Origin of the sequence: Dysgonomonas sp. 25 (assembly GCF_010501075.1) — a bacterium.
GTDB lineage: Bacteria > Bacteroidota > Bacteroidia > Bacteroidales > Dysgonomonadaceae > Dysgonomonas.
Window position 1 is genome coordinate 428,941 of sequence record NZ_QVMN01000001.1, and the last position, 23,890, is coordinate 452,830.

Annotated in this window: 22 protein-coding genes; 4 read left to right on the forward strand and 18 right to left on the reverse strand. The window is 42.3% G+C overall.

The annotated features are described in order from the left end of the window. Positions 1-14 precede the first annotated feature (14 nt). The 9 genes from D0T66_RS01850 to D0T66_RS01890 all read right to left on the reverse strand — a co-directional run bounded on the left by D0T66_RS01850 (position 15) and on the right by D0T66_RS01890 (position 8,260). Positions 15-1,589, reverse strand: a complete 1,575-nt coding sequence (locus tag D0T66_RS01850) for a tetratricopeptide repeat protein (RefSeq protein WP_163355302.1) — start codon at positions 1,587-1,589, stop codon at positions 15-17. An 11-nt stretch (positions 1,590-1,600) separates the two neighbouring features. Next, positions 1,601-2,842, reverse strand: coding sequence for a M56 family metallopeptidase (locus D0T66_RS01855; RefSeq protein WP_163355303.1), 1,242 nt, complete (start codon positions 2,840-2,842; stop codon positions 1,601-1,603). 21 nt (positions 2,843-2,863) lie between these two features. Then, positions 2,864-3,229: a BlaI/MecI/CopY family transcriptional regulator gene (locus D0T66_RS01860; RefSeq protein WP_163355304.1), complete on the reverse strand. Its 366-nt coding sequence runs from the start codon at positions 3,227-3,229 to the stop codon at positions 2,864-2,866. 74 nt (positions 3,230-3,303) lie between these two features. Further along, positions 3,304-4,008 carry a tRNA (adenosine(37)-N6)-threonylcarbamoyltransferase complex dimerization subunit type 1 TsaB gene (gene tsaB, locus D0T66_RS01865; RefSeq protein WP_163355305.1) on the reverse strand — a complete coding sequence of 235 codons (705 nt, stop codon included), beginning with the start codon at positions 4,006-4,008 and terminating at the stop codon, positions 3,304-3,306. After that, positions 4,008-4,838, reverse strand: coding sequence for an alpha/beta hydrolase (locus tag D0T66_RS01870; RefSeq protein ID WP_163355306.1), 831 nt, complete (start codon positions 4,836-4,838; stop codon positions 4,008-4,010). The genes tsaB and D0T66_RS01870 overlap by 1 nt, the downstream gene beginning before the upstream one ends. Before the next feature lie 13 nt (positions 4,839-4,851). Beyond that, on the reverse strand, positions 4,852-5,565 hold the full coding sequence (locus D0T66_RS01875) for a DUF4276 family protein (RefSeq protein WP_163355307.1): 714 nt from the start codon (positions 5,563-5,565) through the stop codon (positions 4,852-4,854). A gap of 7 nt (positions 5,566-5,572) precedes the next feature. Continuing rightward, a complete protein-coding gene (locus D0T66_RS01880) occupies positions 5,573-6,697 on the reverse strand; it encodes an ATP/GTP-binding protein (protein WP_163355308.1) in 1,125 nt (374 codons plus the stop codon). Positions 6,698-6,766: 69 nt separating this feature from the next. Then, on the reverse strand, positions 6,767-7,525 hold the full coding sequence (gene kdsB, locus D0T66_RS01885; protein ID WP_163355309.1) for a 3-deoxy-manno-octulosonate cytidylyltransferase: 759 nt from the start codon (positions 7,523-7,525) through the stop codon (positions 6,767-6,769). Positions 7,526-7,798: 273 nt separating this feature from the next. Beyond that, the gene (locus tag D0T66_RS01890; RefSeq protein WP_163355310.1) at positions 7,799-8,260 is read right to left on the reverse strand and encodes a hypothetical protein; all 462 of its coding nucleotides are present in this window, start codon (positions 8,258-8,260) and stop codon (positions 7,799-7,801) included. Between the two features lie 110 nt (positions 8,261-8,370). Between D0T66_RS01890 and D0T66_RS01895 the strand changes: the two genes are divergently transcribed. Continuing rightward, positions 8,371-8,805 (forward strand): 2-amino-4-hydroxy-6-hydroxymethyldihydropteridine diphosphokinase, encoded by a 435-nt coding sequence (locus D0T66_RS01895; protein ID WP_255489680.1) that lies wholly within the window; start codon positions 8,371-8,373, stop codon positions 8,803-8,805. Here D0T66_RS01895 and D0T66_RS01900 read toward each other — a convergent pair. The 4 genes from D0T66_RS01900 to D0T66_RS01915 form a co-directional block, all read right to left on the reverse strand. Continuing rightward, a complete protein-coding gene (locus D0T66_RS01900) occupies positions 8,795-9,655 on the reverse strand; it encodes a beta-1,6-N-acetylglucosaminyltransferase (protein WP_163355311.1) in 861 nt (286 codons plus the stop codon). The two genes, D0T66_RS01895 and D0T66_RS01900, sit on opposite strands and share 11 nt — an antisense overlap. Positions 9,656-9,936: 281 nt before the next feature. After that, the gene (locus tag D0T66_RS01905; RefSeq protein ID WP_163355312.1) at positions 9,937-11,319 is read right to left on the reverse strand and encodes an aminopeptidase C; all 1,383 of its coding nucleotides are present in this window, start codon (positions 11,317-11,319) and stop codon (positions 9,937-9,939) included. A 99-nt stretch (positions 11,320-11,418) separates the two neighbouring features. Then, the gene (locus D0T66_RS01910; RefSeq protein WP_185154803.1) at positions 11,419-14,058 is read right to left on the reverse strand and encodes a glycoside hydrolase family 78 protein; all 2,640 of its coding nucleotides are present in this window, start codon (positions 14,056-14,058) and stop codon (positions 11,419-11,421) included. A 141-nt stretch (positions 14,059-14,199) separates the two neighbouring features. Next, complete coding sequence (locus tag D0T66_RS01915; protein ID WP_163355313.1) at positions 14,200-16,596, reverse strand: hypothetical protein; 2,397 nt, start codon at positions 16,594-16,596, stop codon at positions 14,200-14,202. Between the two features lie 349 nt (positions 16,597-16,945). On the opposite strand from D0T66_RS01915, the gene D0T66_RS01920 reads away from it, so the two are divergent. Together D0T66_RS01920 and D0T66_RS01925 are read left to right on the forward strand one after the other, a co-directional pair. Continuing rightward, on the forward strand, positions 16,946-17,302 hold the full coding sequence (locus tag D0T66_RS01920) for a TM2 domain-containing protein (RefSeq protein ID WP_163355314.1): 357 nt from the start codon (positions 16,946-16,948) through the stop codon (positions 17,300-17,302). A gap of 60 nt (positions 17,303-17,362) precedes the next feature. Beyond that, complete coding sequence (locus tag D0T66_RS01925) at positions 17,363-17,692, forward strand: DUF2752 domain-containing protein (protein ID WP_163355315.1); 330 nt, start codon at positions 17,363-17,365, stop codon at positions 17,690-17,692. On the opposite strand, the gene D0T66_RS01930 is transcribed toward D0T66_RS01925, so the two are convergent. From D0T66_RS01930 to D0T66_RS01950, 5 genes are read right to left on the reverse strand one after another with little or no spacing between them, the layout of a single operon-like run. Further along, positions 17,676-18,902 carry a CinA family nicotinamide mononucleotide deamidase-related protein gene (locus tag D0T66_RS01930; protein ID WP_163355316.1) on the reverse strand — a complete coding sequence of 409 codons (1,227 nt, stop codon included), beginning with the start codon at positions 18,900-18,902 and terminating at the stop codon, positions 17,676-17,678. The genes D0T66_RS01925 and D0T66_RS01930 overlap by 17 nt on opposite strands. 18 nt (positions 18,903-18,920) lie before the next feature. Next, positions 18,921-20,585: a WG repeat-containing protein gene (locus D0T66_RS01935; protein WP_163355317.1), complete on the reverse strand. Its 1,665-nt coding sequence runs from the start codon at positions 20,583-20,585 to the stop codon at positions 18,921-18,923. A 2-nt stretch (positions 20,586-20,587) separates the two neighbouring features. Next, positions 20,588-21,349, reverse strand: a complete 762-nt coding sequence (locus D0T66_RS01940; RefSeq protein ID WP_163355318.1) for a hypothetical protein — start codon at positions 21,347-21,349, stop codon at positions 20,588-20,590. 32 nt (positions 21,350-21,381) lie between these two features. Further along, positions 21,382-22,398 carry a tRNA (adenosine(37)-N6)-threonylcarbamoyltransferase complex transferase subunit TsaD gene (tsaD, locus tag D0T66_RS01945; protein WP_163355319.1) on the reverse strand — a complete coding sequence of 339 codons (1,017 nt, stop codon included), beginning with the start codon at positions 22,396-22,398 and terminating at the stop codon, positions 21,382-21,384. Between the two features lie 9 nt (positions 22,399-22,407). Beyond that, positions 22,408-22,755: a hypothetical protein gene (locus D0T66_RS01950; protein WP_163355320.1), complete on the reverse strand. Its 348-nt coding sequence runs from the start codon at positions 22,753-22,755 to the stop codon at positions 22,408-22,410. 96 nt (positions 22,756-22,851) lie between these two features. On the opposite strand from D0T66_RS01950, the gene D0T66_RS01955 reads away from it, so the two are divergent. Then, complete coding sequence (locus D0T66_RS01955; protein WP_163355321.1) at positions 22,852-23,835, forward strand: hypothetical protein; 984 nt, start codon at positions 22,852-22,854, stop codon at positions 23,833-23,835. Positions 23,836-23,890 lie beyond the last annotated feature (55 nt).

The window sequence follows — 23,890 nt, forward strand, 5'->3', positions numbered from 1 at the left end:
AAATATAGATAAAATTAAAACCCTTCGATAAAAATCCCTTTCTCCTGCAATTTTGCAACCATAGAATCCCTCTCTGCTTTTTCATCCTTATTGGGAATATTGTTTACCGAATCAGGCGTTATATTGGCAACTTCGTTCTTCTTCGAATCAGATACCCGCGGAGCATAAATAGAACCGGAATCGAGCTCTTCATCCAGCTTTTTATTCCAGAGAACTCTTAATTCAGCAATGCGGGTATCGAGGCTCGCAAGCTTAGCCGTTACTTCGTCTATCCTTTCCTTAGCTTCTGCCTTTATTGTCTCCACATCCGTCACATCATCCTCGCCCGCAGCATTAAGAAAAACCGTTGGTTGCGGATTCTTATATGTACGTTCACTTGTCCGCAAAAGATATGTAAGCTGGTCTTTATATTTCTCGTAATAATAGATAGCATCCTTATAATTATGGGCTTTATCGGCACACATAGTCCCGATAGTATAATACAGATTCATCTTCCCTTCATCATGACAGTATCTTACAGCCTGCAGATAATTCGTCATCGCCTCGTCATATTGCTCATTCCGCTCATACGCTTCTGCCAGTCCTTTATAATTCATATACAACGCTGCCGGCTTCGGTAAGAGCTTTTCCAACACCATATTATAATACTTTATTGCCTCTTCATTCTTCTCCAGTTCATTGCAAACCTCCGCAAGCGGATAGATATTATTCAGATTCGTCGAATCCGCCATATACGCCCGCGTCAGATGAGGATAAGCTTTATCGGAGATTCTCAAGAAGTAATAACACATCCCCAACCCTTTGCTGACAGCCACCGAATTATCTCCTAAACGAAGACAACGTTCAAAGCGGCTTGCTGCATCATCGTACAACATATCCGTCGAATAATAAGCAATGGCATTCAAACGGTTTATAATCCTGTTGGTCGAATCCTGCTCTATAAAAGCATCCGTCATCCCCATAGCTTCCGGAAGCGCTCCCGCTTTGATTTTCAGATTGATATAATTAGCCAGGGAATAAGTATCATAATCGTTGACTTCCCAAGCTTCTCTATAATAAAACATCGAACTGTCGTTCATATTCATGTTCTCGAAGCATTCGCCCTTGTATTTGAAGACCGATTCCAACGCGTATTTATCATATATACTGTTATATACTTTCAAAGCCTCGGGATAATCGCCCAGTTTGAGCAGCATATTCCCGTACTGTGTCTCGAAATAGACATTCGTGCTATCCAGCCGCGTCAAAAACTCGTATGTATCGGCACTTTTCCGCCAATTATAGAGCGACATATAGCAATCGGCAATCTCCGAATTGTAGCGGATATTGGCAGCATCTTCGTTGGTCAGTTTCGTGAGGATGGTAAGCGCATCCCCATAACTCTCCAAAGACTTGTAACACATCGCCTTCAGGAATTGCAACTGAGGTGTCGTTTCCAGGCTGTCGATATAGATAACCGCATCCCTGTACTGGCGGTTACGCATCATCTGCTCTATCCGCGCCTCGTTGTCGCTGTTTTCCTGCTGCGCATTTACTTCAGGGATAAACAACACAAAGAGTAAAAACAAAATTAGTATGGCTGTTCTCATATTTTTTCTTATTATTTCAGTTTAAATACAATAGGAATAGTGAAATAGACGTCGACAGGCTGGCCGTTTTGTTTGCCCGGCTGCCAGTCAGGCATTTCGCGGATAACACGTAAAGCCTCCTCGTCGCAGCTCGGCAATATACCTTTCAGTAGCTTGGCGTCTCTTATTTTTCCCTCGTGTGTTACTATAAAACGGATCGTAACACGCCCTTCCACACCGTTCTCTTGAGCATCTAAAGGATATTGGAGATTCTTTCGGATGTATTGGTTCATTGCTTCCTCTCCCCCTACGAATTGAGGCATCTGTTCGACAGTTGTGAATGGTTTGAAGAGGATATTCGCACCATTACTTCTGGAAAGTTGTTCTATCTGGGTATTTAACTCCGTCGTACAGTTTGTCAAAAGCAGAATTCCGACAAGCGGTATCGCCAATAAATACTTAACCGATACAATTGCCGAACTTTTCTTTTTGTTCATCATCCATATTCGTTTTTTCAGTTCCGATATATTGAAATGGTTAATTATCGGGATGCCCGATTGTTGAGCCGTTATATGCAAAAGCGTATATTGATACCCGCGCGAATCGTACCCTTTCTTCAACACACCCCTGTCTGCCAGGTATTCGAGGTTGGTTTTCAGCTCTTTTCGCAGCAACCAAGCGAACGGATTCCACCAGAAAACAACACAAAACAATTCGCAGACAACAACATCTATCGTATGCAATTGATTTACATACACTTTCTCATGAGTAAGAATCTCACTGATGTCTTCATGCGATTTCTCCCCCACATGCAGGAATATCCACTTAAAGAAGGTAAAAGACGATGCTTTCGGGTCATTAATCCGGATGAGTGTGTATGCTCCGTAAGGTTCGGCAGTGTTATTTTTGCGCAATTTATAGAGGGAATAAATCTGTCTGATAAATCTTAATAGGAGAATGAAAGAGACAAAAGAAATTATCAAAAAAGAAAATTCCATCCATCCAAAATCGAAAGCCGATTGTCCCGGATTGTCAATTGCGTTTCCCGAGACAACCGTGATTGTATCCGAAAAATATTCAGGAAGCAAAGATAATCTCGCGCGCGAAACCTGAAAAGAGAAAAGAGGAAAGAGCAATGAAAAGAGAATGGAAGCAAGAAAGTAAAACCTTCTCAATCCGAAAAAGGTATCTTTCCGAAAGCATAGCATATATAGGATATAGAAAAATGCCAGCGATAGCGACGATTTCAGTAGGTAGATAATAATTGTATCCATAGCCATAGTTGTATTAATGCGTTATTGTTTGTGTCCGTCCTCAATCATCCGGATAATTTCTTCCAGTTCTTCGGATGAAATCTTATCTTCTTTTACGAAGAAAGATACAAGCTCTTTGTACGAATTGGCAAAGTAGCTCTTTACGACACCCGACATAAAAGCTTTTTTATAATCCTCCTCCGCTATGCGAGGGGTATATACATATACATTGCCGTATTTTCGGGCATTCAGGTAACCTTTCTGCTCGAGATTGCGAACGATAGACGCCAGTGTCGTATAGGGTGGCTTAGGCTCGGGTAATTGGTTTTGTATGTCTTTGACGACACATTCTTTCAGCTCCCAGATATGGAGCATAATTGATTCTTCCTGATGGGTGAGTTTTTCCATAATATTAGTATATCTACGATTTTTTCGTAAATATACGAGCATTCTGATAAAAAACAAATTTTTCTTCCTTAATTTTACAGATTTGTTCCTAAAACCTTGTTTTTGGGAGTGGTTGCAACAAATTCTTTCAGATAGAACGGTTCGAAGTAGGCGACATCTACAAAATCCTTCTGTTCATAGGCTTTCAGAGCTAAACCGGCCATATCCGACGCCTTTGGGTAGACAGCATCGACAAAGATTGCATTATCGTGCCGGATAACCTCTTGGCATTTGGCTGCACCGTCTCCGAAGAAGTAAATCGGATGCTCCTCCAGTTCGGAAGCAAAGGAAGTTTCGTCGATAATATCTGCCGAAATAGGGCGTATCTTTTCCAATCGGGTATTCAACAAGACATCGTACACCTCCATACGGCGGGCATCTATCATCGGGCAAAGGACTGCCCCCTCTCCTATTTGTTGCCGCTTCAATACTCCGGCAGCCATGATGGTCAGCGTTTCTAATGCTATTACAGGAATATTCAAACCATACGCCAGACCTTTTGCTTCGGAAACACCTATCCGCAATCCGGTATAAGAACCGGGGCCACAGCTGACAGCTACAGCATCGAGCGAGACGCCCTGCGCGCGAACGAAATCGATGGCTTCTTTCACAAACACCCCTAATACAGAAGCATGGGAAGGACCTTGCAGTTCTTCCCGTTCAAAAACAATAGTATCGTCTGATGAGACAGCAACAGAGCACACGGATGTTGCTGTTTCGATATGTAAGATATATGCCATTATTTTGCATTTAATTGTTTCCGAATCCACTCTACCGTCAGGATACAACCCGGCGTATAAACGGTTCCATGATTAAATCCTTCTACTTCGTAAAGGACAGCATTCTTGTTACCCAACGCCTCTATCACAGATAGCAGGTGCGCATTTTCTTCCCAACGGGAAGTCATTTCGAGATGACGCCCGCCGGTAACCAGCAATATAGGCATCAGATTCTCGCGTACCTTATTGATAGGTGCATATTCGTCGATGTATGGTATCTTATCGGGATGCGGCATACCACGCTCTTTGCGGATGGTATAGTGCGTATTCGTCTGCCCGCTTATCGGTGCTAATCCGGCTATTTTATCGGCATCTACGCCATAAGCAGCCATATATGATTTATCCAGCCCCACGATAAGGCTCAAATATCCTCCGGCAGAGTGCCCCGAGACAAAGACCTTATCAGGATTGCCACCATAAGCAGCTATATTTTTGATTGTCCATGCTACCGATTGTGCGGCATCCTGAATATAGGCAGGGTGTTGAGCCATCGGACTGAGGCGATAGTTCACAGCCACGACTGCAAAGCCTTTATCCTTAAACTCATCGGGGATATGTTTTCCTCCTACTTCCAATCCTCCTCCGTGAAACCAGATAATGGTAGGGAAGTCTTTCTCATTCTCGGGATAATAAATATCGAGTTTGCAACGCTCTTTTTTGTAGCTATCCGTCTCGTTAGCATCGATATAAGAGACATCCGTGAGTAATTTGTAGCGGATTTCTTTTTTCTCCTGTCCCCATACACCGATAGTGAACAATAGGATGGTAATAATAAGTAGGCTCTTTTTCATGATCGTAGAGGTTTTATTTTCGTGATTTAAATTTCTCCAGAACGGTAATCAGATGATTCAGCGACGCTAAATCGTAGCGGACATGATTGCGCAAATAATTCATATCCAACCTATTCACCAGTTTGCGCACCTGCCAGTGACGCTTAGTATATGATTTCCCGACTAATTTGTATATATCATTCAAATCCTTTGCAGGATGTTTTCTCGTTTCAGGGTTTATAGCATAGGGATCGAAGCCCAGATGTTTTTTTATAAAGCTCCCTGTCAGTCGTCTATCCACTTTGCGCAGATGGGTTGTATCTGCCAGAAACCATGTTTCGACCTCGTGAACGGCAATAATAATGTCGAAATACCCTGCTTCGTCCTTCATCGAATTAGGGAGGAAGCGCAATCCTTTTTCTAACTTAGGCAATTCGTCTATCGGAATCGGATAAAGGTCTCTCACCCCGACAATCATCGAATAGTTATTCTTCCTGAGGCTGGCAATATTATCCAGTATCTCCGACTTCACACGGTTATCCGAACCACAATCCGAAATCAATATCTCGTACCGGGGATTTATCGCAATATTACGGATGATGGTTATATCCTGTTTGGGGATATTCGTCCCACCCCTGAATTGCTTCAATAAGATACTGGTATGCTGCGCACCCAGAATCTCTTTTACAAGGCGATTCAGGAAGATTTGCTCCGTTTGGCCCTCGACAAAAAAGGCGATTCGTTTCATAAAAGTATCAGTCTTCGGTATCCGGTGTATCGTCTTCCTCTTCTGTTCCAAATCCTTTCTTATAGAAGTCGGTGGCGAGGAAATCAAAGTTATTTAGCCCTGTATATCTAAAATCTTCGAATGTTTCTTTCGAGTTCATATAATTATAAAAGACCGATTCTTCTTTTTTGCGGTCTATTACCGTCCAGTACCGAAGCGATATATTATTCATAATATAGCGGTCGTTGGTCGTTATGAACATCTGCAGATTGGAATTATTGATTTTTCGCGAGATAACACCCATCATCTCCCGCGAACGGTCGAAATCGATGCCTTCGCCTATGTCATCCAGCAATACACACACTTCCAGATTCTTCATCAGCGCATAGGTCAGATGAATAAACATAGCCAGCGCGCGAAACATGCCATGCGACATTTCGTGCTGATTAATCGTATATTTCCCGTCTTCCTCTACCGCAAGCCCGTAGCCCTTGCCGTTGCGTTTTATCTTAACCTCCGACACAGGATAGCCGATATGCTGCATGCATTGTACGATATCGCGGACAAACTCGTCTCCAAATTCGTCCAATCCTCTGTAAAATGTATATATCAGGTTTTCCGTCTCGTTCGGGTTCGATTCGCGCGCCTCTCTCACGGTATAATCCTCTACCAAATGATTTTTCTCATATTGGTTCGAGAACATAAAGCTTTTCAGGCTCGCCCCCCACTTCACGATAGGGTATGAGTATTCGTTCTGGATTACTGTAATAGCCGGAATAACAGGGTCTACAGAGATAGAAGCTTCGGTGCGGTCAAAAATCTTCTTTCCATTCACAACCAGCACTTCTTCTGTTATCTCCCTGTTTTTATAGCCGATACAGTACCTAAAGTCGGTTTCGTCGTCGCCCAGAATCAGTTCGTACCTTTCGGTAGGATAGAATGTATTTTCGACAGTACGGTTTCCTGTAAACAAATCACTTATCGTACGGACGACATTCAATGTCCGGCTTTTTCCCGAGGCATTTTTCCCTACCAGCAGGTTGAGATTGCCAAATTCAGCATAAGCATCCTCTCCGGGTTTTCCCTTCCCGATGATTTTCCATTCGCGGGGTTCGCCTTGGAAACGGGTATATTTCAATGCTTTTAGTAACATAGCAACGTCTTTCGTTTATATTTATAATCAAATATACGGCATTTATATGAATTTTTCCTCCCCGGGAAACTATAAATCCTTTCTTAAAGATAATGCTTCCAATGCACGTGCCATATCCTCGGGCGTATCTATCCCGATTGTCTCCAAACCGGTATATCCTACCCGGATGCGGTAGCCGTTCTCTATCCATCGCAATTGCTCCAGCGATTCGGCCTTCTCGAGTGCCGATGGAGGAAGCTTTGTTATCTGTGACAGAACATCCGCACGATAAGCATACATGCCTATATGCTTGTAGAATGTTTGCTTCTCCAGCCACTCCGCCGGTTTGGCGTCTCTTACGAAAGGAATAACCGAACGGCTGAAATAGATAGCTTCGTGCTTGTTATTCACGACTACCTTCGGCGAATTGGGATTCGATAAAACGTCAAAACCGTCTTCTTTGCGGAAAGGCTTTACGAGAGTTGCCAATTCGACCGCTTTACTGTCGAAGCAGGCTTTCAAGGCCTCTATTTGTGCGGGCTGAATAAACGGTTCGTCCCCTTGCACATTGATGATTACGTCGAATTGCTTCCCTATTTTGCCATAAGCTTCTTCTATGCGGTCTGTCCCGCTACGATGCTCGGCAGAAGTCATAACAACCTTTCCGCCAAAAGCATTTACGGCAGCATATATCCGTTCGTCGTCGGTTGCCACCCACACTTCTTCCACCGCCTTTTTTACTTGCTCATAAACGCGTTGTATCATCGGTTTGCCTGCCATATCGGCTAATGGCTTACCCGGAAAGCGGGAAGACGCGTAGCGTGCGGGAATAATAGCTATGTAATTCATAATTTATCGGAATCTGTTTTATTAAGCCATAAAGATACTGCATGAAGTCATCTATACTAATTTAAATTTGTTAAAACAGTAAGCAATATGTTAGTTTAGGAATCGCCAAACCTAAGTGCATGACAAAAATTTCACCACAAAGTAAAAGGATTATAACAGATTTCCCCCTCTCGTGGTTTCATTGCGATTCTGCGCCTCATCAATGAAGTATTTACAGTGATGGGCGAATGAGATAAAAGCGGAAATATGAGTTTGGCAAACAGCATCCAACTATCATTTCACTTTCTTATAATATCCTATTTTACTGATATTATATCCTGTGATAGTACTATCTCCAGATTGTTTAACAGCAGGATCGTCAGAGCCATAATTGTGACTGAGTGTAAGCATAAGTGTGTCGCCGTAAATTTCAAATTTGAGATCGGCACTTCTGTTAGTAAGCCGAACATTGATTGTAGAATCATTCAGAAACGTGTAAATAGAATATATGCTCATGCTTCCGTTGTCTGATCCGCCATCAATACTCACTCTTTCTTTGTCGAAATCAAAACTTTTTATTGATTTAAACGTTTCGTCATCGAAATCTGTTTCTGCTTTTATTTTGACTCCATCTTTATTGTAAATTGTCATATATGCTTTTTCATTCACAAACTCCCATTTACCTATGAGTTTATTATTGTTATTGATACAAGATGAGAGTAAAAGACAAAAAACTATGCCTAAGTATAATTTCATATTATTCTTGATTTTTATCTACAAAATACCCGACAAAGATATAATAGAAAACGATACATTATCCCATTTATCAACAACAAAACGAAGTTTTGAGACAAAGAAAAGCATAAATGACTTCACATATTTTGAAAAACCGATGTATCTTTGACGCCATTATGAATGTCGCATTAATATCATTAGGGAGCAACAATAACAGGGAACATAATATCGCATTATGTAACCGATTGCTCGATGATATATACCCCGATATCCTATACTCTGCTACATCCGTAACAAAACCCTATGGCGAGCGATACCAACACGATTTCCTTAACCAACTTGCCGTTATACGAACCGACCGTCCATACGAGGAGGTAATAGATACCCTCAAATCGTTAGAGAAAAGGATAGGACGTACGCCCGAAGATAAGCTGCTCGGTCTGGTTAGGATAGACATCGATTTGATTGTCTGGAATAACAAAATATTAAAGCCGGAGGATATGCACCGGAGCTATATTCACGATTTGCTCCCTACCCTTCCGCATCCGGAAATGTTTAAATTCTAAGCTCTTTTTCTATCTGCTCTATTACAGGGAGGCTATTATTATCAAACTTACGGGCGAAATAAGGACGGCAATACCCGAATTCAGTCCGAAAACCATCATTTACTTTCAAGAATTCCACATGCCGCTCATCTATAACAGCCGGCGGAACAGGAACAGACCAATCGGTGTATACAATACTCGTCTCAACCTTTCCGGCAAAAGGGGAATTGCCTATTATCGTCTGGAAAAAGGCCTCGTCGGGAACTAAGGAGTGACGGAAGAAATCGACATAACGGCTATCCGTATTGATTGTATGCAGAATATATTCCACACACTTCTTCGACAGGGCGAACCATTGTGTTCCGGCATATATCTGAAAAGGCATTTTCCGCTTTATTTTGAGCTTCTTCATCAATACTTCCATCAGGAAGAGAGGATTCCAGAACTTGATGTTGCGCCTGTTGTATTCGAAATAATAGTATTCGTACCGCTCGATGGGCTTATCGGGGACAGGCAGTGGCGCCATATCGATATACTCTTTTCCCGTCGATAATAACTCTTGCAGATATGCTTTCGGGCGGATAGGATAATCGACACCGCTGATAAGGATATAATAATCGGCATTAGGCGAATTTTCCATAGCATAGCGCATCAGGGCAATAGTTGCCTCTACCATACGGAAACCGCCCCAATTGATGTTGTAATGGGATGGAATGACTGTTGCTTTATTGTTTATGATAACATACTCTTCGGTCACCTTCTCGTCCATGTGTATATAGAACGAATCGGCATATTCGTCGTCGAGGGAATGTATAAGACGATTGAGGTGTCCGAAATTATTATGAGCCAGAATTAAATAGCAAACTTTCATTCATTCAATAGGATAAATATGAAGTGTAAAAATACATAAAAGGAGGCTTTTTTCAAAACCTCCTTTTATGTGTGTGAATTAATTTAATTCTTAGGTATTAGGCTTAAGGTATAAATAAAGATTAATTGGTTATCTGATACAAAGTAAGTTCTTTTATCTTCCAAGACCAAACTATTTTTTATATTGTAAAACATATTTTTTCATATTTTATTTCAATAATTATTAAAAAAAAATAAACTATACAACATCTTCTATTTAACAGTGTTAGCCTCTTCCAACGATTAGAACATATAGTCCCAAATCGGCAACTGGACTGGTTTTTGCTTCAACGAGCCTAACGATTTATTGTCAAGATATTTGCGATGAATCACCAATCGGAACATATATTCGTCGAACCAATCGTCAGTAAATGTTAAATACCCTTTGTTACCCGAAGCAGCGCCCCAACTATTTTCGAACTCCCATTTCAGGGGTATATCATTCTCGTCCGTATCGCAGCCTATCAATGTCATGGCATGCGATGAGCCACTCTGGCGGGTTAATATACGCGCTTTCTTATCCATATCGAGCTCTACGCCCAACAACGAGTTGTAGTCATACATCTGTGGGTCAAGAATACCCGATTCGCGGTTGAATTGCTTACCCACATCGCACGAAGCATACATCGCCTCGTTGCCTTTGATAGACTGCAAAGCGGCTTTCTTTATCGCCTCATTCGGCAGATTCAGGTATGTCCAGTTAATGCCCTCTATCGTATTACGGTAATTAGCAATTTCGTACACCTTATAATACTCCCGCGTAGGATCATTCATTATCATGATATAATTATCCGGCGAATAGTCGGCAGGTGTTATCTCCTTATAAAATTGTTTGGGCGTATAGTTCTTCAATTCCTTGATATCGCCATTCTTATCCTTATAGCGCCAGGTAAATTCTACAGGTGGTTCGCCCAGGCAAAGCACCAGAATACGATACACGTCTTTCAGTATAACTGTCTTGGCAGCCTGAATATCTGTTGTTTTCTTTTTGGCGGCCGACAATTCTCTCAACGAATAGCCTCCTGCACGGAGACGCTCATTGATGAGGCTTACCAATTGGCTTGTATTGTCCGAATGGGCTGTTTCGAGCATAACCTCCTGCGGTACAACGCCATATTTCTCGGCTACATTGTAGTATAGGTTCCAAACGCCACCATCGCTTACCGGTGATTTGAAATATTCTACTACTGCCCGGTCATCCATATCTTTGGAAGCAGTAGCGATGATATTTTCCAGAAAGAGATTAGACTTCTCAAATATATCCCAGAAATATAGATAGTTATGCGAAAAATCGAATTGTGTAAGATTGTACTTCTCCATTATACCCGGACGCAATACGTTCATAGACGTAAACATCCAGCAGCGTCCCGAACTTTTCTGGTCGGTGATGCCTTTTACATTGACGCGGTATTTGAAATAATGATCGATTTTGCCTTGCAATTCATTATTCAGCGCAAGCGTACGGATATTTTTATTGCCTGTCAGGGCATTCTGAATAGCTATGGTTTGCGGGTTCTCCTTGTCAAATCCTTTTCGTATTTCCTGTAATTCTTTGTCATTGATGCTTTGTGCCGATAATCCGGCAGATGCTGCAAACAAAAGCAAAGAGAGCAATTTAACTTTCATAAATCTTTTCCTTTTATATTGATACAAAGCTAAGTATTTTAGCCGAAGATAACAAGGGCTGCCCCTGATTTAAGAAGCAGCCCTGAGTGATAAAGTATGTTATTTCTTCTTCAATTTCAGCACATGATTTCCGGCTTTGAGTTCTATAACCTGCTCGCCTTTGATATCGTCAGACAGATAGAGTGTTGCCGTACTGTTGGCCGGAACATTCACCGTATAGGTAATATCTTTCTTCTTCCGGGTCCATTTCGAAACGATTGATCCATAAGGCGATTCGTAAGATGCTTCGTAATCATTCAAACCATCGATGAATTTAGGACGCAGGATAATATGTTTGAACCCGGGCTGTGCAGGATCATAGTTGATGCCCGCCAATCCTTTAAAGAACCATCCTCCTACTCCACCGAACATGATATGGTTGTCAGAAATATCGCGCTCCGCCTGCAAATCCCAGTTCTCGAGTAAGGTAGTAGCCCCGTTCTTAATCCACCATCCCCACGAAGGGTAAGTATCTTGTGTGGTCAACTTATATGCCACTTCGGGATAGCCGTTTTCGCTCAACGCATTCAAGATGGCACGCGTACCCAAGACGCCCACATCTAAATGGAAGCCTGCCGCTTTTACCTTATCGGCCAGATTAGCGGCTACCTTCGCCTTGTATTCATCGGGCACAATACCCCATTGAAGCGGTGTGCTCAACTCGGTTTGCGTACCGCTGGCGTATATGCCTGTCTCTTTGTCGAGGTACTTATCATTGATAGCGTTTTTTATCTTCGCGGCCAATGCGTTATAATGCTTATAGTCATCCTCTTTGCCGAATAGCTTGGCAGCTTTGGCCAGAATATCGGTATCTACATAGAAGTAGATAGAGGACGTCAGTTCGAGCGACGATTGCGACTTCACCGGCACCCAGTCGCCACGTCCCCACGAGGTAAGCCCGCTTGGAGAGGTGCGGTCGATATAGTCCACATAGCGTTTGATATTTTCGTAGCAATCGGCCAGCAACTTAGAATCGCCATAGAACATATATATTTCCCACGGAATAATAGCAATGGTGCTTGTCCAGTCTACCCCGTTGTGCGTACCATAGCCCCATCCGCCGGTCGGGATAATATCCGGCAACACACCATTGGGTTGCTGTTCGTCCCGATGGTCGGCAAGCCACTTCTCATACACCGTAATGCCGTCAAAGTTATACAGCCCTGTTTCGATGGCAAAATGCCCGTCACCCGTCCAGCCATTTTTCTCGCGTTGCGGACAGTCCGTCAGGATGCCCATCATATTAGAGAGGTAGGCATAATTGGTAGCATGCCATATCTTTTCTATCAGCTTGTTAGAGGTTTTAATGTGTCCTTTCTGCGCTACATCGTTGTGCATGAAGTAACCTGTGATGCTATTCTCTGTCCAGTTGACAGGCTTGTCGCTGGTGACTTCCACATAGCGGAATCCTTTGTAATTGAACTTCGCCATAAACTCATCTTCCCCATTACCGCTAAGGATAAGAATATCCGTCTGAAATGGATCGGTATCGTCCACAGGGCGATGGTAGACATCTATATTCGACATATCCAAATGCCCGTTCGGGGATAGGCGTTCGCCATGTCTCACTTTTACAACAGTTCCTTTTTCTCCTGAAACCTTCACTTTTGTAACGCCCGAGAAGTTCTGCCCCAGATCATAGATATATGTATCGTCATTGAGTTTCTTGAATGACACAGGTTTATATTCTTCTACGTTCCGTATCGGTTCGATATGTTGAGCCGTAACATGCTGCGAAGGCGCAGGCTTGTACGATACGCCATGCCACTGGGAATCGTCGAAACCGGCAGTCGCCCAGTTCTTGTCTTCTAAACGGAAGTCGTAATGTTCGGCGGTATAGATACTATTGAATATAAGCGGCCCGGAAGTCGAGGTTTTCCAATCCAGTTCAGAAGGGATAACTTCAACTGTTCCATCGGTATAGGTAATACGCAAATCGAAACAGAACGACGGGCGGTTGCGCCAAGGTGCTTTATCAAAGTCCCAAACGGCACCCGATTGATGGTTGTACCATCCGTTGCCCAATAAGACGCCTATCGCATTTTTGCCATTCTCGAGCTGAGTTGTCACATCATAAGTGACGTATAGGTTTCGACGGTCAAATCTGGTATACATCGGATCTAAACGGTGATTCCCAATTTTCTCTCCATTGATATACAATTCGTACAAACCAGCTGCCACAATATAGGCACGTGCCGATTTGATTGTTTTCTTCGCCTCAAAAGTCTTGCGGAAATATGGAGCAGGCTTGAAATCCCGGTCGTGGCGGTCGCCAATCCAAGCGCCTTGCCAGTTTTTCATCTCCATCATACCCGTCTCGAAGGATGCAATCTCCGAAGTCGTTTGTCCGCCGTTTTCGCCTGTTATCAGGACTTTCCAATAGTAACGGGTAAAGGGCAAAAGCTCTTTTCCGTTATACGTGACAAGCATAGCATCGGAATCCACCATGCGGGTATCCCAGCAGTTCGCACGTCCATTGAGTACGCCAATAGAGTCCGTACCAACGAGGAGGCGATAGGCAGATTGCTTGCCGTTCGTTCCCGACAGCATCCATGTCAGGCGAGGATTGGGATTGTCAATGCCCAAAGGGTTTACTAAGTAATCACATTTCAATTTTGTCGGAGTCGGAGAGGCATTACCTTGTGCCCATACGGACAAAGATATTATCGCCCCCAAAAGGAGTAATGATAATTTTTTCACGGTTCCAATTAATTTTAGGTTATTAGGTTCGCTTGGTTAGGTTCTATTTGGTTAAGAGCAAAGATATACAAAAACCCCTAATAAACAATTTGCCCCAGGATATTTCTTCCTGAGGCAAAACTATTTATGGTTGATTCTTGCTTATTCTAAGACAACATCATCTTCTGCTTCCGTGCTATCAGTCGAATCGTCTGTTGTTTCTGTCGATTCGCTTTCCGTATCTTCGGCATTTTCATCTTTCTCTCCGTCTACGAAAGCCGGGCCTTGAAGACTGTCTGTAATGTCCTTGTCGATTATCGCATTTATCTGAGGTCTCAGATTATATTTGTTTATCAAATCTCTTGTTTCGCTATCGATAGGCGCTCTGTATGCTTTTGTCGGATCAAGCTCACAAGCTTTCAGCAAATGCTTAACAGCTTCCGGCTCTTTCAACAGGCGGTAATTCACAATAGCAAGGAGATACTCGACATTGGCATTCGATTCCTGTTCCATCAGGATATTGTATGCACGGGCATTATATCCAAGACAAATCAAACATAATGCAGTATTGTAGTCCAAGTAATCGTTCAGTATCTCGAGTGCTTTTGTGTATTCGCGATCCTGAAGTAAGCGGATACCTTCGTCGTAGCCGGCAAGGAATTGCTGCTCGACAATCATATCCTGATCCATATTCGGACGGTGCATGGTGAATTTAACTTCGACGCGGCGCAGCAATGGATATATCGAGTCTCTGATTATCCGATAGTCATTCTTATATGACCATCTGATAGCCAATTCGTTGTCATCGATTTTCTTTCTATCGGCCAATAAATCCAATATCTGGTCTTTATTTTTCAGGTCTTTTCTTCTCCGTACCATAGAAATCATACCATCGATGTCCTCGCCTTTGCTGCTTGTCGTTACAACCTGCTCTGCATTACTGCTTTGAGGTAGTTTATATACAAGATAGTCTTTTATCCCTTTTACACGTTGACTTGCCAGTTTTTCGTTTGTCTCAATTTTTCCATCCAATGAAGAATAGGCTGTCAGCGCAATGTTGTCTACAACAATACCTTTTGCCACAGCATCGTGGTATTTAGACATAATCTTATCCATCTGATTCTCATTATCTTCGAATGTCACATCAAAGAATGACTGGTTAGGCGGATATTTAGGGAATACGGTAGTAAAGTCCGAAAGGTTGCGATATACTTTCGTTTCCCTTACCATCAACGATGTATCGGCAAGCTGAACGAGCGATGAAATAACATACGAAAGTGTATCGGCTGTCTGCGGAGTAAATGTACTGCGGTCCATTGCTTCCACACGGCTGTTCATCGTCACTCTGATGCTTTTCAAGCCTTCAACCACAGCATATGGCTGATGATAGTAATATACAAAATCTTTATCCGTTTCTACAATCGAATCGAAGCGCAAAGTATCCGGCGCGTGGTATGGATATATCACATTGATATCGAATATTTCGTCTTTACGTTCGATAAGCGCTTCATTCAGCGAAATAGCTCTGAAGTCGTAGCGATCCCGCGCGATTTCTATCGAGTCCTGCTCTGTAAATACTTCATTCGTTACATCGTCGAACGAAAATTCGCGGCCTTTGCGATAGTTTTCTCTATATTTTTTAGGGAAATTCTTTTCTGTCAGATAATCATTATCCCATCCTTTAGGATATTTCCTTGTTGCTTTGTCGTATTTCTTCTGATATTTTTCAGTCAAAGTACCTTCTTTTATCTTTCCCTGAGACTCGGTGTAAGAAAGGAAATTATAGTTGCTATATTTTTTGTATTTAGCTCCGTATCTTTTTGCTACATAAAATGCATCCTGGTCTTCTCTCTCGAAACGCCATTTCTCATATCCCAATTGATTGCGCCATTCGTTATAATAGCGGTCCCAATAACGATTCTGACGAAGTCTCATATCGCGTTTTATATCTTTTGACAAAAGAAATTCTTTATCGTAGTTTCCTTTAGGTACAAGCGCTTCCAAAAATTCGCGATACTCGCCGTAGTCTTCTTTCTGCATCGCTGCAAACTCCGAACCTTTCACTATAAATTCCTTCAAATACACAACCGAGTCGTTGTGTATAAGCTCCGGCTTAACAATAACCCGCCATTTTTCCGAAAGGATTTCTTTAGGTACAGTCACAACAAAGTCGATGTTAATCTGACCGTCTCTTTCGGGTGTATATTGCGATTTACCCTTTACCTCAACGGCTTTCAGCTGGAAGACTTGAGATGTCAGGTCGACATTATCTCCTACTTTTACCTGCTGAGTAGTGTCTGAATCTCCCAAAGAAGTTTCGGCGTGGTCGTAAGTTACATCTTCAGCTACGATTATAGCTCCGGTTATCGAATCTCTTCTTACCCCTTCGCTCGGCAAACCAATATTCGGCCGCTTTGATTGGCGGAATAAAGATTCTGTTTCGATTGTTTTTTTAGATGAACAAGATATTGAAATAATTGTCACAACAGCAACAAGTGATAGAAGTGTATAAATTGCCCTGAATCTAAATATACCTTTTTTCGAAATTTTATTATTCATAAATATATTTCCTTATTAAAACTGCTTTTCCGAATCTCCCTTTAGTATAATATGCCACATGCAAATTTACAGTGAACACAACTAAAGCTCTCAGTAATGTGTAATTTTTTTGTATTGGTGTATTGTTTTATAAGTTCCATTAAGTTATACAAAATCAACATTTTATCATCCGTTCTTATTTAAATGACAAAATCAGAGGTCAAAGATAAAAATTTTTTATGATTCCTCCGCCCTATTCTGAAAAATAAATAAAAAAATATAAGGAGCGTTCCAATATATTTTGATATATTTGTTTACAAAATTACATATTATAAATAGAGATTCACTAATTAATTTAATTTATAAAGCTATGAGCGAAAAAGAAAAGAAAGTTGAAAAAGAAGTACAAGAGGTGGCAGAAAACGTATCGGAAGTAGTGGAAAAAGTAGAACAAGAAGCTACTGAAACAAAACATTCTGCCGAAGATAAAGTGAACGAAGTATCGGAAAAGCTTGCCCCTAAAAACGTGAAACCTCAATCGAAAATAACAATGATTTTTGTTTGCTGGTTCCTTGGTTTTTTTGGTGTACACCGTTATATGATGGGATATTCTAACTGGTGGTTGATGCCGATCACATTAGGCGGTTGCTTCATTTGGATACTACTTGACTTTATTAAAATCATAACAGGTAAGATGACTATGGCTGACGGAACTCCGTTGGAATAACATCTTTATGGATAAATCAAACGGGAGGGCATTTTTTGCCCTCTTTGTTTATCTGCTACTATGATAAAGAAAGAACTGAAATATCTTTGGAAATACGCGATAGACAATAACTTCACCACATTAGTCGTCGTCTATGCCGTCATAGCTATTATCCTGAAAAGCTTATCTATTGTCGATATAACCATTCCTTGCCTGTGGACGAAGATATTCGGCTTCCATTGCCCGGGATGCGGCCTTACCACAGCAACTATCGAACTTATTCACCTGCGGCCGGTAGCGGCTTTCGAAACGAATCCGCTGGTGTACATCGTCGTTCCGGCTATCCTGTATTATGTGATAACAGACTACCTCAAATTTCGCCGAAAAGTAGCGGCTATTCCTCAATCATAGCAAGCATCTGCATCATAGCCACATTAGAGGCGCGCATTATATTGGCATCCCTATACTGTCCCATCTGATATTTTTTGGCTACCGATTTACCTTTATACCGAGTGCATATCCAAACCGTCCCCACCGGTTTATCTTCTGTCCCGCCATCAGGGCCGGCAATACCCGAAACGGCAATAGCACAATCCACATTCAGCGCTTTAGCCACACCATGAGCCATTTCCAGCACAACGGCCTCGCTTACGGCTCCGTACATATCCAAAGCCTGCTGTGAAACGTGCAGCAAATTCACCTTCGCCTCATTCGCATAAGAAACGATGCTCCCTTTGAAGTAGTGCGACGACCCGGGAATAGATGTTATCAGGCGGGCAATATTTCCTCCCGTGCAACTTTCGGCCGTACCTAAGGTTAGCCCTTTTTCAAACAGGCGTGCTCCTAATAGCTGTTCGATAGGCATATCCCTTTCTGCCAGAATAGCATCTCCCAATAGGCCTTCGAGTTTCTTCACCTGCTCATTCAGTTCGGCGCGGCGATGCTCTCCTTTTACAAATAGGCGCAGTTTAACCACCCCCGGAGAAGGCAGATAGGCCAAACCGAAACCTTTCGGCAGATTATCTTCAAAATCGGCTATATAGGTTGCTAAACCCGATTCGCTATATCCGCCGACTATAAATACCTTTTTCAGATAAGCCTCCGTATCGTATTGATGTTGTAAGCGGGGGATAATTTCATGCTCCATTACATATTTCATTTCGTACGGAACACCGGGCATCGAAACCAATACCTTCCCTTTATAATCGAACCAGGTAATAGGGGCTGTACCTACCTTGTTTTGTATCACCGTACAATCTTTCGGTACGTATGCCTGATTACGGGTAAGTTCGTTTACGGTGGTGAAACCGTTGAAGAGCTGCTCTATATTTTGTAATACGTCGTCGCTGAAAACCAATTCCGTACCAAAGTATTCGCACAATGTCTTTTTGGTTATATCGTCCTTGGTAGGGCCTAAACCTCCCGTCATAAGGATAACGTCTACCCTACCGAATACATCTGTTATTGTATTCTTTATCTGGTCTGCATCGTCTCCGATAGCCTGTTTCTCTTCTATTTCGAACCCTGCGTCGGTCATCTTCGATGCCATCCAGGCCGAATTGGTATCGACAATCTGCCCTATCAATATCTCGTCACCAATAGTTACAATCGCTGCTTTCATAATAGCTGTCTGATTTTTTTATTTATCTATAAATTCCTTACCATCCTTTGCCAGCCATCCCCATCGCCCGTCAGCCAGTTGAAAACGAGCCAGATTCCAGTTAAAAGGTTCAAGAACTTTATATTTCGGCGTATTACTTACCGGGTAATAAGTCTTTAGTCCTTTCCTATACAAGACCAAGTATTGATAACCGGCATCTATCTTGTCATAAACAAACGGGAGAATCTCTTTGTTGTTTTCGCGAACATCAAAAACACCATACTTTCCATTTTTCTTGGCTATAATCCAGCTGACCGGCAGAGTTCTGCCATAATAACACTCATTTGTTCCACTAATCAATTTCGGATCTTTATATTCTTCCGGCAAATCATAAGCTTCTATCTCATACCCATACATTTCATGTCGTTGATCCCATCCCCCGCCATAGGTAGATCCATACCACTCATAACGATCCAATCCGTAGCGTTTGACAACATTTTCTTCAAAATCTATTGAATATTGATAAACCTCCCACGAACCAGGGGCATAGGGGATTTTCAGAAGTTTTAAATCTTCTTCAGTCGCGCTTGGAAAAATATACTGCAGACGTTTCAATGCTTCAAACTTCCGGTAATCCCCCGGATAATAGAAGCTGACCCACGTATATTGTTTATACTTCCGCTTTTTCGGATAACCTTTTATTGTTTTAGGAGGAAGAAGGATCACATCTAAGCCTAAAGGTAAAATCTGGTCATCTGTACTCATAAAACTATAGGAATAGTCATCAGTCTCATTCCCTTTGTTATCCATAAAATACATCCGCCCATTATCTTCAAGAATCTGATAACGATACACAACGGGATATGCTGCCTGTAGATTTTCCCGCACCTTTTCGCCCATATAGTTAATCAAATCTACCCGCCCATTACGAAAACCTCTGGCAAGAACCTCCTCTAATTTCAACGAATCATAGATGGCAGGTATTACTTCTTTGCCTGTTATCGTGTATAAACCATATTTCCCATTGACGCGCAACGTATCGGTATCTTTGTGTAACTGCCGCGAATAAAGCATCTCAACAGGGTCATATGTATGCTTCTGCGGAATACATATGGTATCTTTCATGTAATCAGCCACTAATAAATAACGCCCGTCCTTCATCGGCAGAATCACACCATCTACCTCATATTCATATTCATCAGGATCAAAGGGGCACGTTTCACTTGTGCGATACTTCTGTCCTTGAAAATATAGATGCAAATCATACAATATTCCAAAATTCAATTCACCGACCGATTCCTGTTTCCATGCATTGGAAACCGTAAAATGATCTGATCGACCTTCTTCATGACGAACAGTTGCATATCTATCCGGTGCGAAAAAGGTATAATCGTGATAACCATATTCATAGGAGAGGGGTATTTTCTTTCCTAACAATTCCTGTTCGCAATCCACATTTAGCCGGAATTGATCATATCCGAAAAGAGGCTTTGCCAAAAGGGAAGAGTCCCTACCGCTAACTATACGGTGTTCTATTACCATTCTGTTTCGCTCATCAAACGAAACCTCGTGAACTTGAACAGCTTTATCAATATAATGGAGAAGATAAAATCCACGCGAAGTCACATAAACAGAGTCGGGCTGCCATGCAAAAAGGTTTGTGCAAGTAATCAGAAGAAAAATAGATATCAATAGCTTCCTCATGGCTAAAAACCTGTTACTAAAAGATTCTTAGCTGCTTTCAAGCTGCATTTCTGGTATTTGGAATAGGCAGCGGCCGCACTGTTTCGCACAGCATCGTCTGTTCCCCCGTTGATGTATGTGGCAAGTGCATCGTGCAGCGTATACGCTTCGGGAGCCATCAGGTGAGTACTCCAAAGCAAAGGATTAGCCCCTGTAGCCTCTACATAGTATTTAAAATATTGTTTACTCGCACAGGCAAGGATAATCGCCTGTCGTTTTTTTCCATCCTTATTTTTGGAATTTCCCTGCAACGAGAAATCCATCAAACCATTATGACCGATATAGGCTACCACTTCGGCATTCCCGAAGATGCCTATCTTTTTGTCGGCAACGGTTATTTCTTCTTTCTTTGCTCCGGCAAGGGCAGCCAGCATATCCACCGTGCAATCGCTTATATTGCGGCCATCGTATGCATCGGCAACTAAATAGAAATTCTTTGTTTTATGCTGGAATACAATCCGTTCCAACCGTACGCTGTCTACCTTGTAGCGCTTCAACTCTTTCCAATCGGCGCTCTTTTTGAAATAGGTACGCACGCCATAACCGCATCCCCAGTAAAGGTTGGTATGTGGGTCTTGTCCATTGCCTATCCCTTTCGGAACCTTCACAATACCCTGATTATCATTATCGCACAGAGCAACTAAAACATGGATAGTTTTAAATTCCTGCGCCTGTAACAAATAGCACGAGAATAAGAACAACGCGAAAAAAAGCAAGCGTTTCATAGGCAAAGGTGTTTATGTGTTATTAAAATAGATTAGACTACCACCCTCGAAAAAGGGGCAGCATCCATCGGGCAATATTGTCCATCGAGGTATTTATAATACCCTGCTATGGCTACCATCGCCGCATTATCGGTCGTATAACCGAATTTAGGGATATGTATCTTCCATCCGTAGCGCTTGGCATGGTCTTCGAAGGCTGCCCGTAACCCCGAATTGGCAGATACCCCTCCGGCGACAGCAACTTCTTTGATGCCCAAATCTTTTGCAGCACGGCGCAATTGCTCCATCAACACCTCTACTACCGTTTTTTGCAGCGAAGCACAAAGGTCGGCTTTATTCTTTTCGATAAAACCGGCATCCTTTTTCAATTCGTCGCGAAGCAGATAGAGAAAAGATGTTTTCAGCCCGCTAAAGCTATAATCATAGCCTTTGATATGCGGTTTATTGAATTTGAAACGGTCGGGATTCCCTTCTTTAGCCAGCCGGTCTACGATAGGCCCTCCCGGGTAACCCAACCCCATCACTTTGGCACATTTGTCGAAAGCCTCACCGGCAGCATCGTCTATTGTCTGCCCGATGATTTCCATATCCTTATAAGACTTCACTAAGATAATCTGCGAGTTACCACCCGAAACCAACAGACACAGAAAAGGATAACGGGGCGAAAGATGTTCTTCGCCTTTCTCTTTGATAAAATGCGCCAGCACATGGGCTTGCAGGTGATTGACATCAACCATAGGAATATCGAGAGCCGTAGCAAATCCTTTGGCAAAGGAAGTCCCTACCAGCAAAGAACCCATCAGCCCCGGGCCACGCGTAAAGGCAATGGCCGTTATCTCCTCGCGACTTACTCCGGCCTGTTTAAGCGCCTGATCGACTACGGGGATAATATTCTGCTGATGTGCCCGCGATGCTAATTCGGGTACTACGCCGCCATAAGCTTCGTGCACTTTCTGGCTGGATACGACGTTCGATAAAAGAACGCCATCCTGTATGACAGCCGCAGCGGTATCATCACAGGATGACTCTATTCCTAAAATTGTTATCATTCAATTCTCCTATATTTGCTGAAACACGTTTTTGAGGCGTTTCATTTCATCGTTCATCCGCTTTACGCCAAGAAGACCTCCCGACATACCGCTCGACTCTTTTTTAAGCCCTACACGGATATTATTCATATCTTCGGCATCCAATGTCACCTTGAACTTAAAATACTTGTAGAATCCGCCTAACAAAAGGCGCAATCCGAAACTTCCGTACTGATAAACACCCATTCCCAGATGTTTATACCCCAACGATTTCATTGTTGCATCTACTGTTTGTTCCAAATCAGCAGGATGTAGCCCTGAATAAACGTATACGAATCTTTCGCTCGATACTAAATCTTCTCCAATAAAATAAGCCATAAGTTATGTGTTTTTTTTAATTAATAAATGTATGTTTGTAATATCAAAACAAAAATATAACTTTTAAATTATTTCAGCAAAAGAAGTTCTCAAATAATGCATAAAACTAAAAATATCGCAATCCTGTTTCTCTTTGTCGTTGTGTATCTGGGAAATATATTTCAGGCAAAAGCGCAGAACAGCGCGGATGTATCTATTATGCGTCTGGATAAGGATTTTCAGACTTTTCTTTCAAAACCGACAAAATCAGAAGGAGATAAGTTAGTAAAAAAATATCCCAGTCTTTTCCCTGCGTTCGGGCAGATAACCGTCGGGAAAATGATAGATAACGACACAACAGCTTTCTACAAAACATTAACAGATTACTTTTCTCATCCTGAGCTGAAAAAAGTCTATATAGACGAGCAAAAGAAATTCAAAGACATTGCCACATACGAAAAAGAACTATCCGAAGCCAAGGCTATAGCGGCCTCTCTACTACCCGACCGGCAATTCCCGCGCGTAGCGATGCACGTTTCGGGTTTCAAAGAGAATATCATTATCATAGATGGCATTATCTCGCTATCGGCTGAGAAGTATATGGGCAGCGATTACGGATTATATCAATCCTTTTTCCCGGCTGACGAGCGTTTCCAGATGGCTCCCGAATTTATCACCCGCGACTATCTGAAAGCTTGGATATTAGGCGAAGATATCATTAAAACGGAAGATAAACAAACCCTCATATCCGCTATGGTGGAACAAGGAAAACTTCTCTTTTTGTTATCCAAGCTCTTACCCGACAGCAGCCCGTCTGACATTGCGGGTTTCACCCAACCTGAAATAGAATGGTTCGAAAAAAACGAAGCAAGAGTATGGAAGGCTGCTTCGAAAGGCAATACACTCTTTTCCACACAGCGACAGGTAATCGGCAAATACATGGACGAACGAGGAGGCATGGCTGATTCTCCCAAACAGGTAGGAGCGCTCACAGGATGGCGGATTGTGGAACAATATGCACGTAATACGGGGATTACGGCGAAAGAAATACTGGCAAAAGATACCGAAACAATATTAAAAGGGGCTAAATACAAACCATAAATAGCACAAATGTGTTATACATGGAAATACTAAACTAAAAACTTAAACATTATAT

What these genes read in the sequence shown, in the direction of transcription:
- D0T66_RS01890 (WP_163355310.1), bottom strand. Translation starts at nt 8,260, where the DNA reads ATGAAATTATACTTAGGCATAGTTTTTTGTCTTTTACTCTCATCTTGT.
- D0T66_RS01940 (WP_163355318.1), bottom strand. Translation starts at nt 21,349, where the DNA reads ATGAAACGCTTGCTTTTTTTCGCGTTGTTCTTATTCTCGTGCTATTTG.
- D0T66_RS01855 (WP_163355303.1), bottom strand. Translation starts at nt 2,842, where the DNA reads ATGGATACAATTATTATCTACCTACTGAAATCGTCGCTATCGCTGGCA.
- D0T66_RS01870 (WP_163355306.1), bottom strand. Translation starts at nt 4,838, where the DNA reads ATGAAAAAGAGCCTACTTATTATTACCATCCTATTGTTCACTATCGGT.
- tsaD (WP_163355319.1), bottom strand. Translation starts at nt 22,398, where the DNA reads ATGATAACAATTTTAGGAATAGAGTCATCCTGTGATGATACCGCTGCG.
- D0T66_RS01950 (WP_163355320.1), bottom strand. Translation starts at nt 22,755, where the DNA reads ATGGCTTATTTTATTGGAGAAGATTTAGTATCGAGCGAAAGATTCGTA.
- D0T66_RS01900 (WP_163355311.1), bottom strand. Translation starts at nt 9,655, where the DNA reads ATGAAAGTTTGCTATTTAATTCTGGCTCATAATAATTTCGGACACCTC.
- D0T66_RS01905 (WP_163355312.1), bottom strand. Translation starts at nt 11,319, where the DNA reads ATGAAAGTTAAATTGCTCTCTTTGCTTTTGTTTGCAGCATCTGCCGGA.
- tsaB (WP_163355305.1), bottom strand. Translation starts at nt 4,008, where the DNA reads ATGGCATATATCTTACATATCGAAACAGCAACATCCGTGTGCTCTGTT.
- D0T66_RS01925 (WP_163355315.1), top strand. Translation starts at nt 17,363, where the DNA reads ATGATAAAGAAAGAACTGAAATATCTTTGGAAATACGCGATAGACAAT.
- D0T66_RS01860 (WP_163355304.1), bottom strand. Translation starts at nt 3,229, where the DNA reads ATGGAAAAACTCACCCATCAGGAAGAATCAATTATGCTCCATATCTGG.
- D0T66_RS01955 (WP_163355321.1), top strand. Translation starts at nt 22,852, where the DNA reads ATGCATAAAACTAAAAATATCGCAATCCTGTTTCTCTTTGTCGTTGTG.
- D0T66_RS01880 (WP_163355308.1), bottom strand. Translation starts at nt 6,697, where the DNA reads ATGTTACTAAAAGCATTGAAATATACCCGTTTCCAAGGCGAACCCCGC.
- kdsB (WP_163355309.1), bottom strand. Translation starts at nt 7,525, where the DNA reads ATGAATTACATAGCTATTATTCCCGCACGCTACGCGTCTTCCCGCTTT.
- D0T66_RS01875 (WP_163355307.1), bottom strand. Translation starts at nt 5,565, where the DNA reads ATGAAACGAATCGCCTTTTTTGTCGAGGGCCAAACGGAGCAAATCTTC.
- D0T66_RS01915 (WP_163355313.1), bottom strand. Translation starts at nt 16,596, where the DNA reads ATGAATAATAAAATTTCGAAAAAAGGTATATTTAGATTCAGGGCAATT.
- D0T66_RS01935 (WP_163355317.1), bottom strand. Translation starts at nt 20,585, where the DNA reads ATGAGGAAGCTATTGATATCTATTTTTCTTCTGATTACTTGCACAAAC.
- D0T66_RS01850 (WP_163355302.1), bottom strand. Translation starts at nt 1,589, where the DNA reads ATGAGAACAGCCATACTAATTTTGTTTTTACTCTTTGTGTTGTTTATC.
- D0T66_RS01895 (WP_255489680.1), top strand. Translation starts at nt 8,371, where the DNA reads ATGACTTCACATATTTTGAAAAACCGATGTATCTTTGACGCCATTATG.
- D0T66_RS01930 (WP_163355316.1), bottom strand. Translation starts at nt 18,902, where the DNA reads ATGAAAGCAGCGATTGTAACTATTGGTGACGAGATATTGATAGGGCAG.
- D0T66_RS01920 (WP_163355314.1), top strand. Translation starts at nt 16,946, where the DNA reads ATGAGCGAAAAAGAAAAGAAAGTTGAAAAAGAAGTACAAGAGGTGGCA.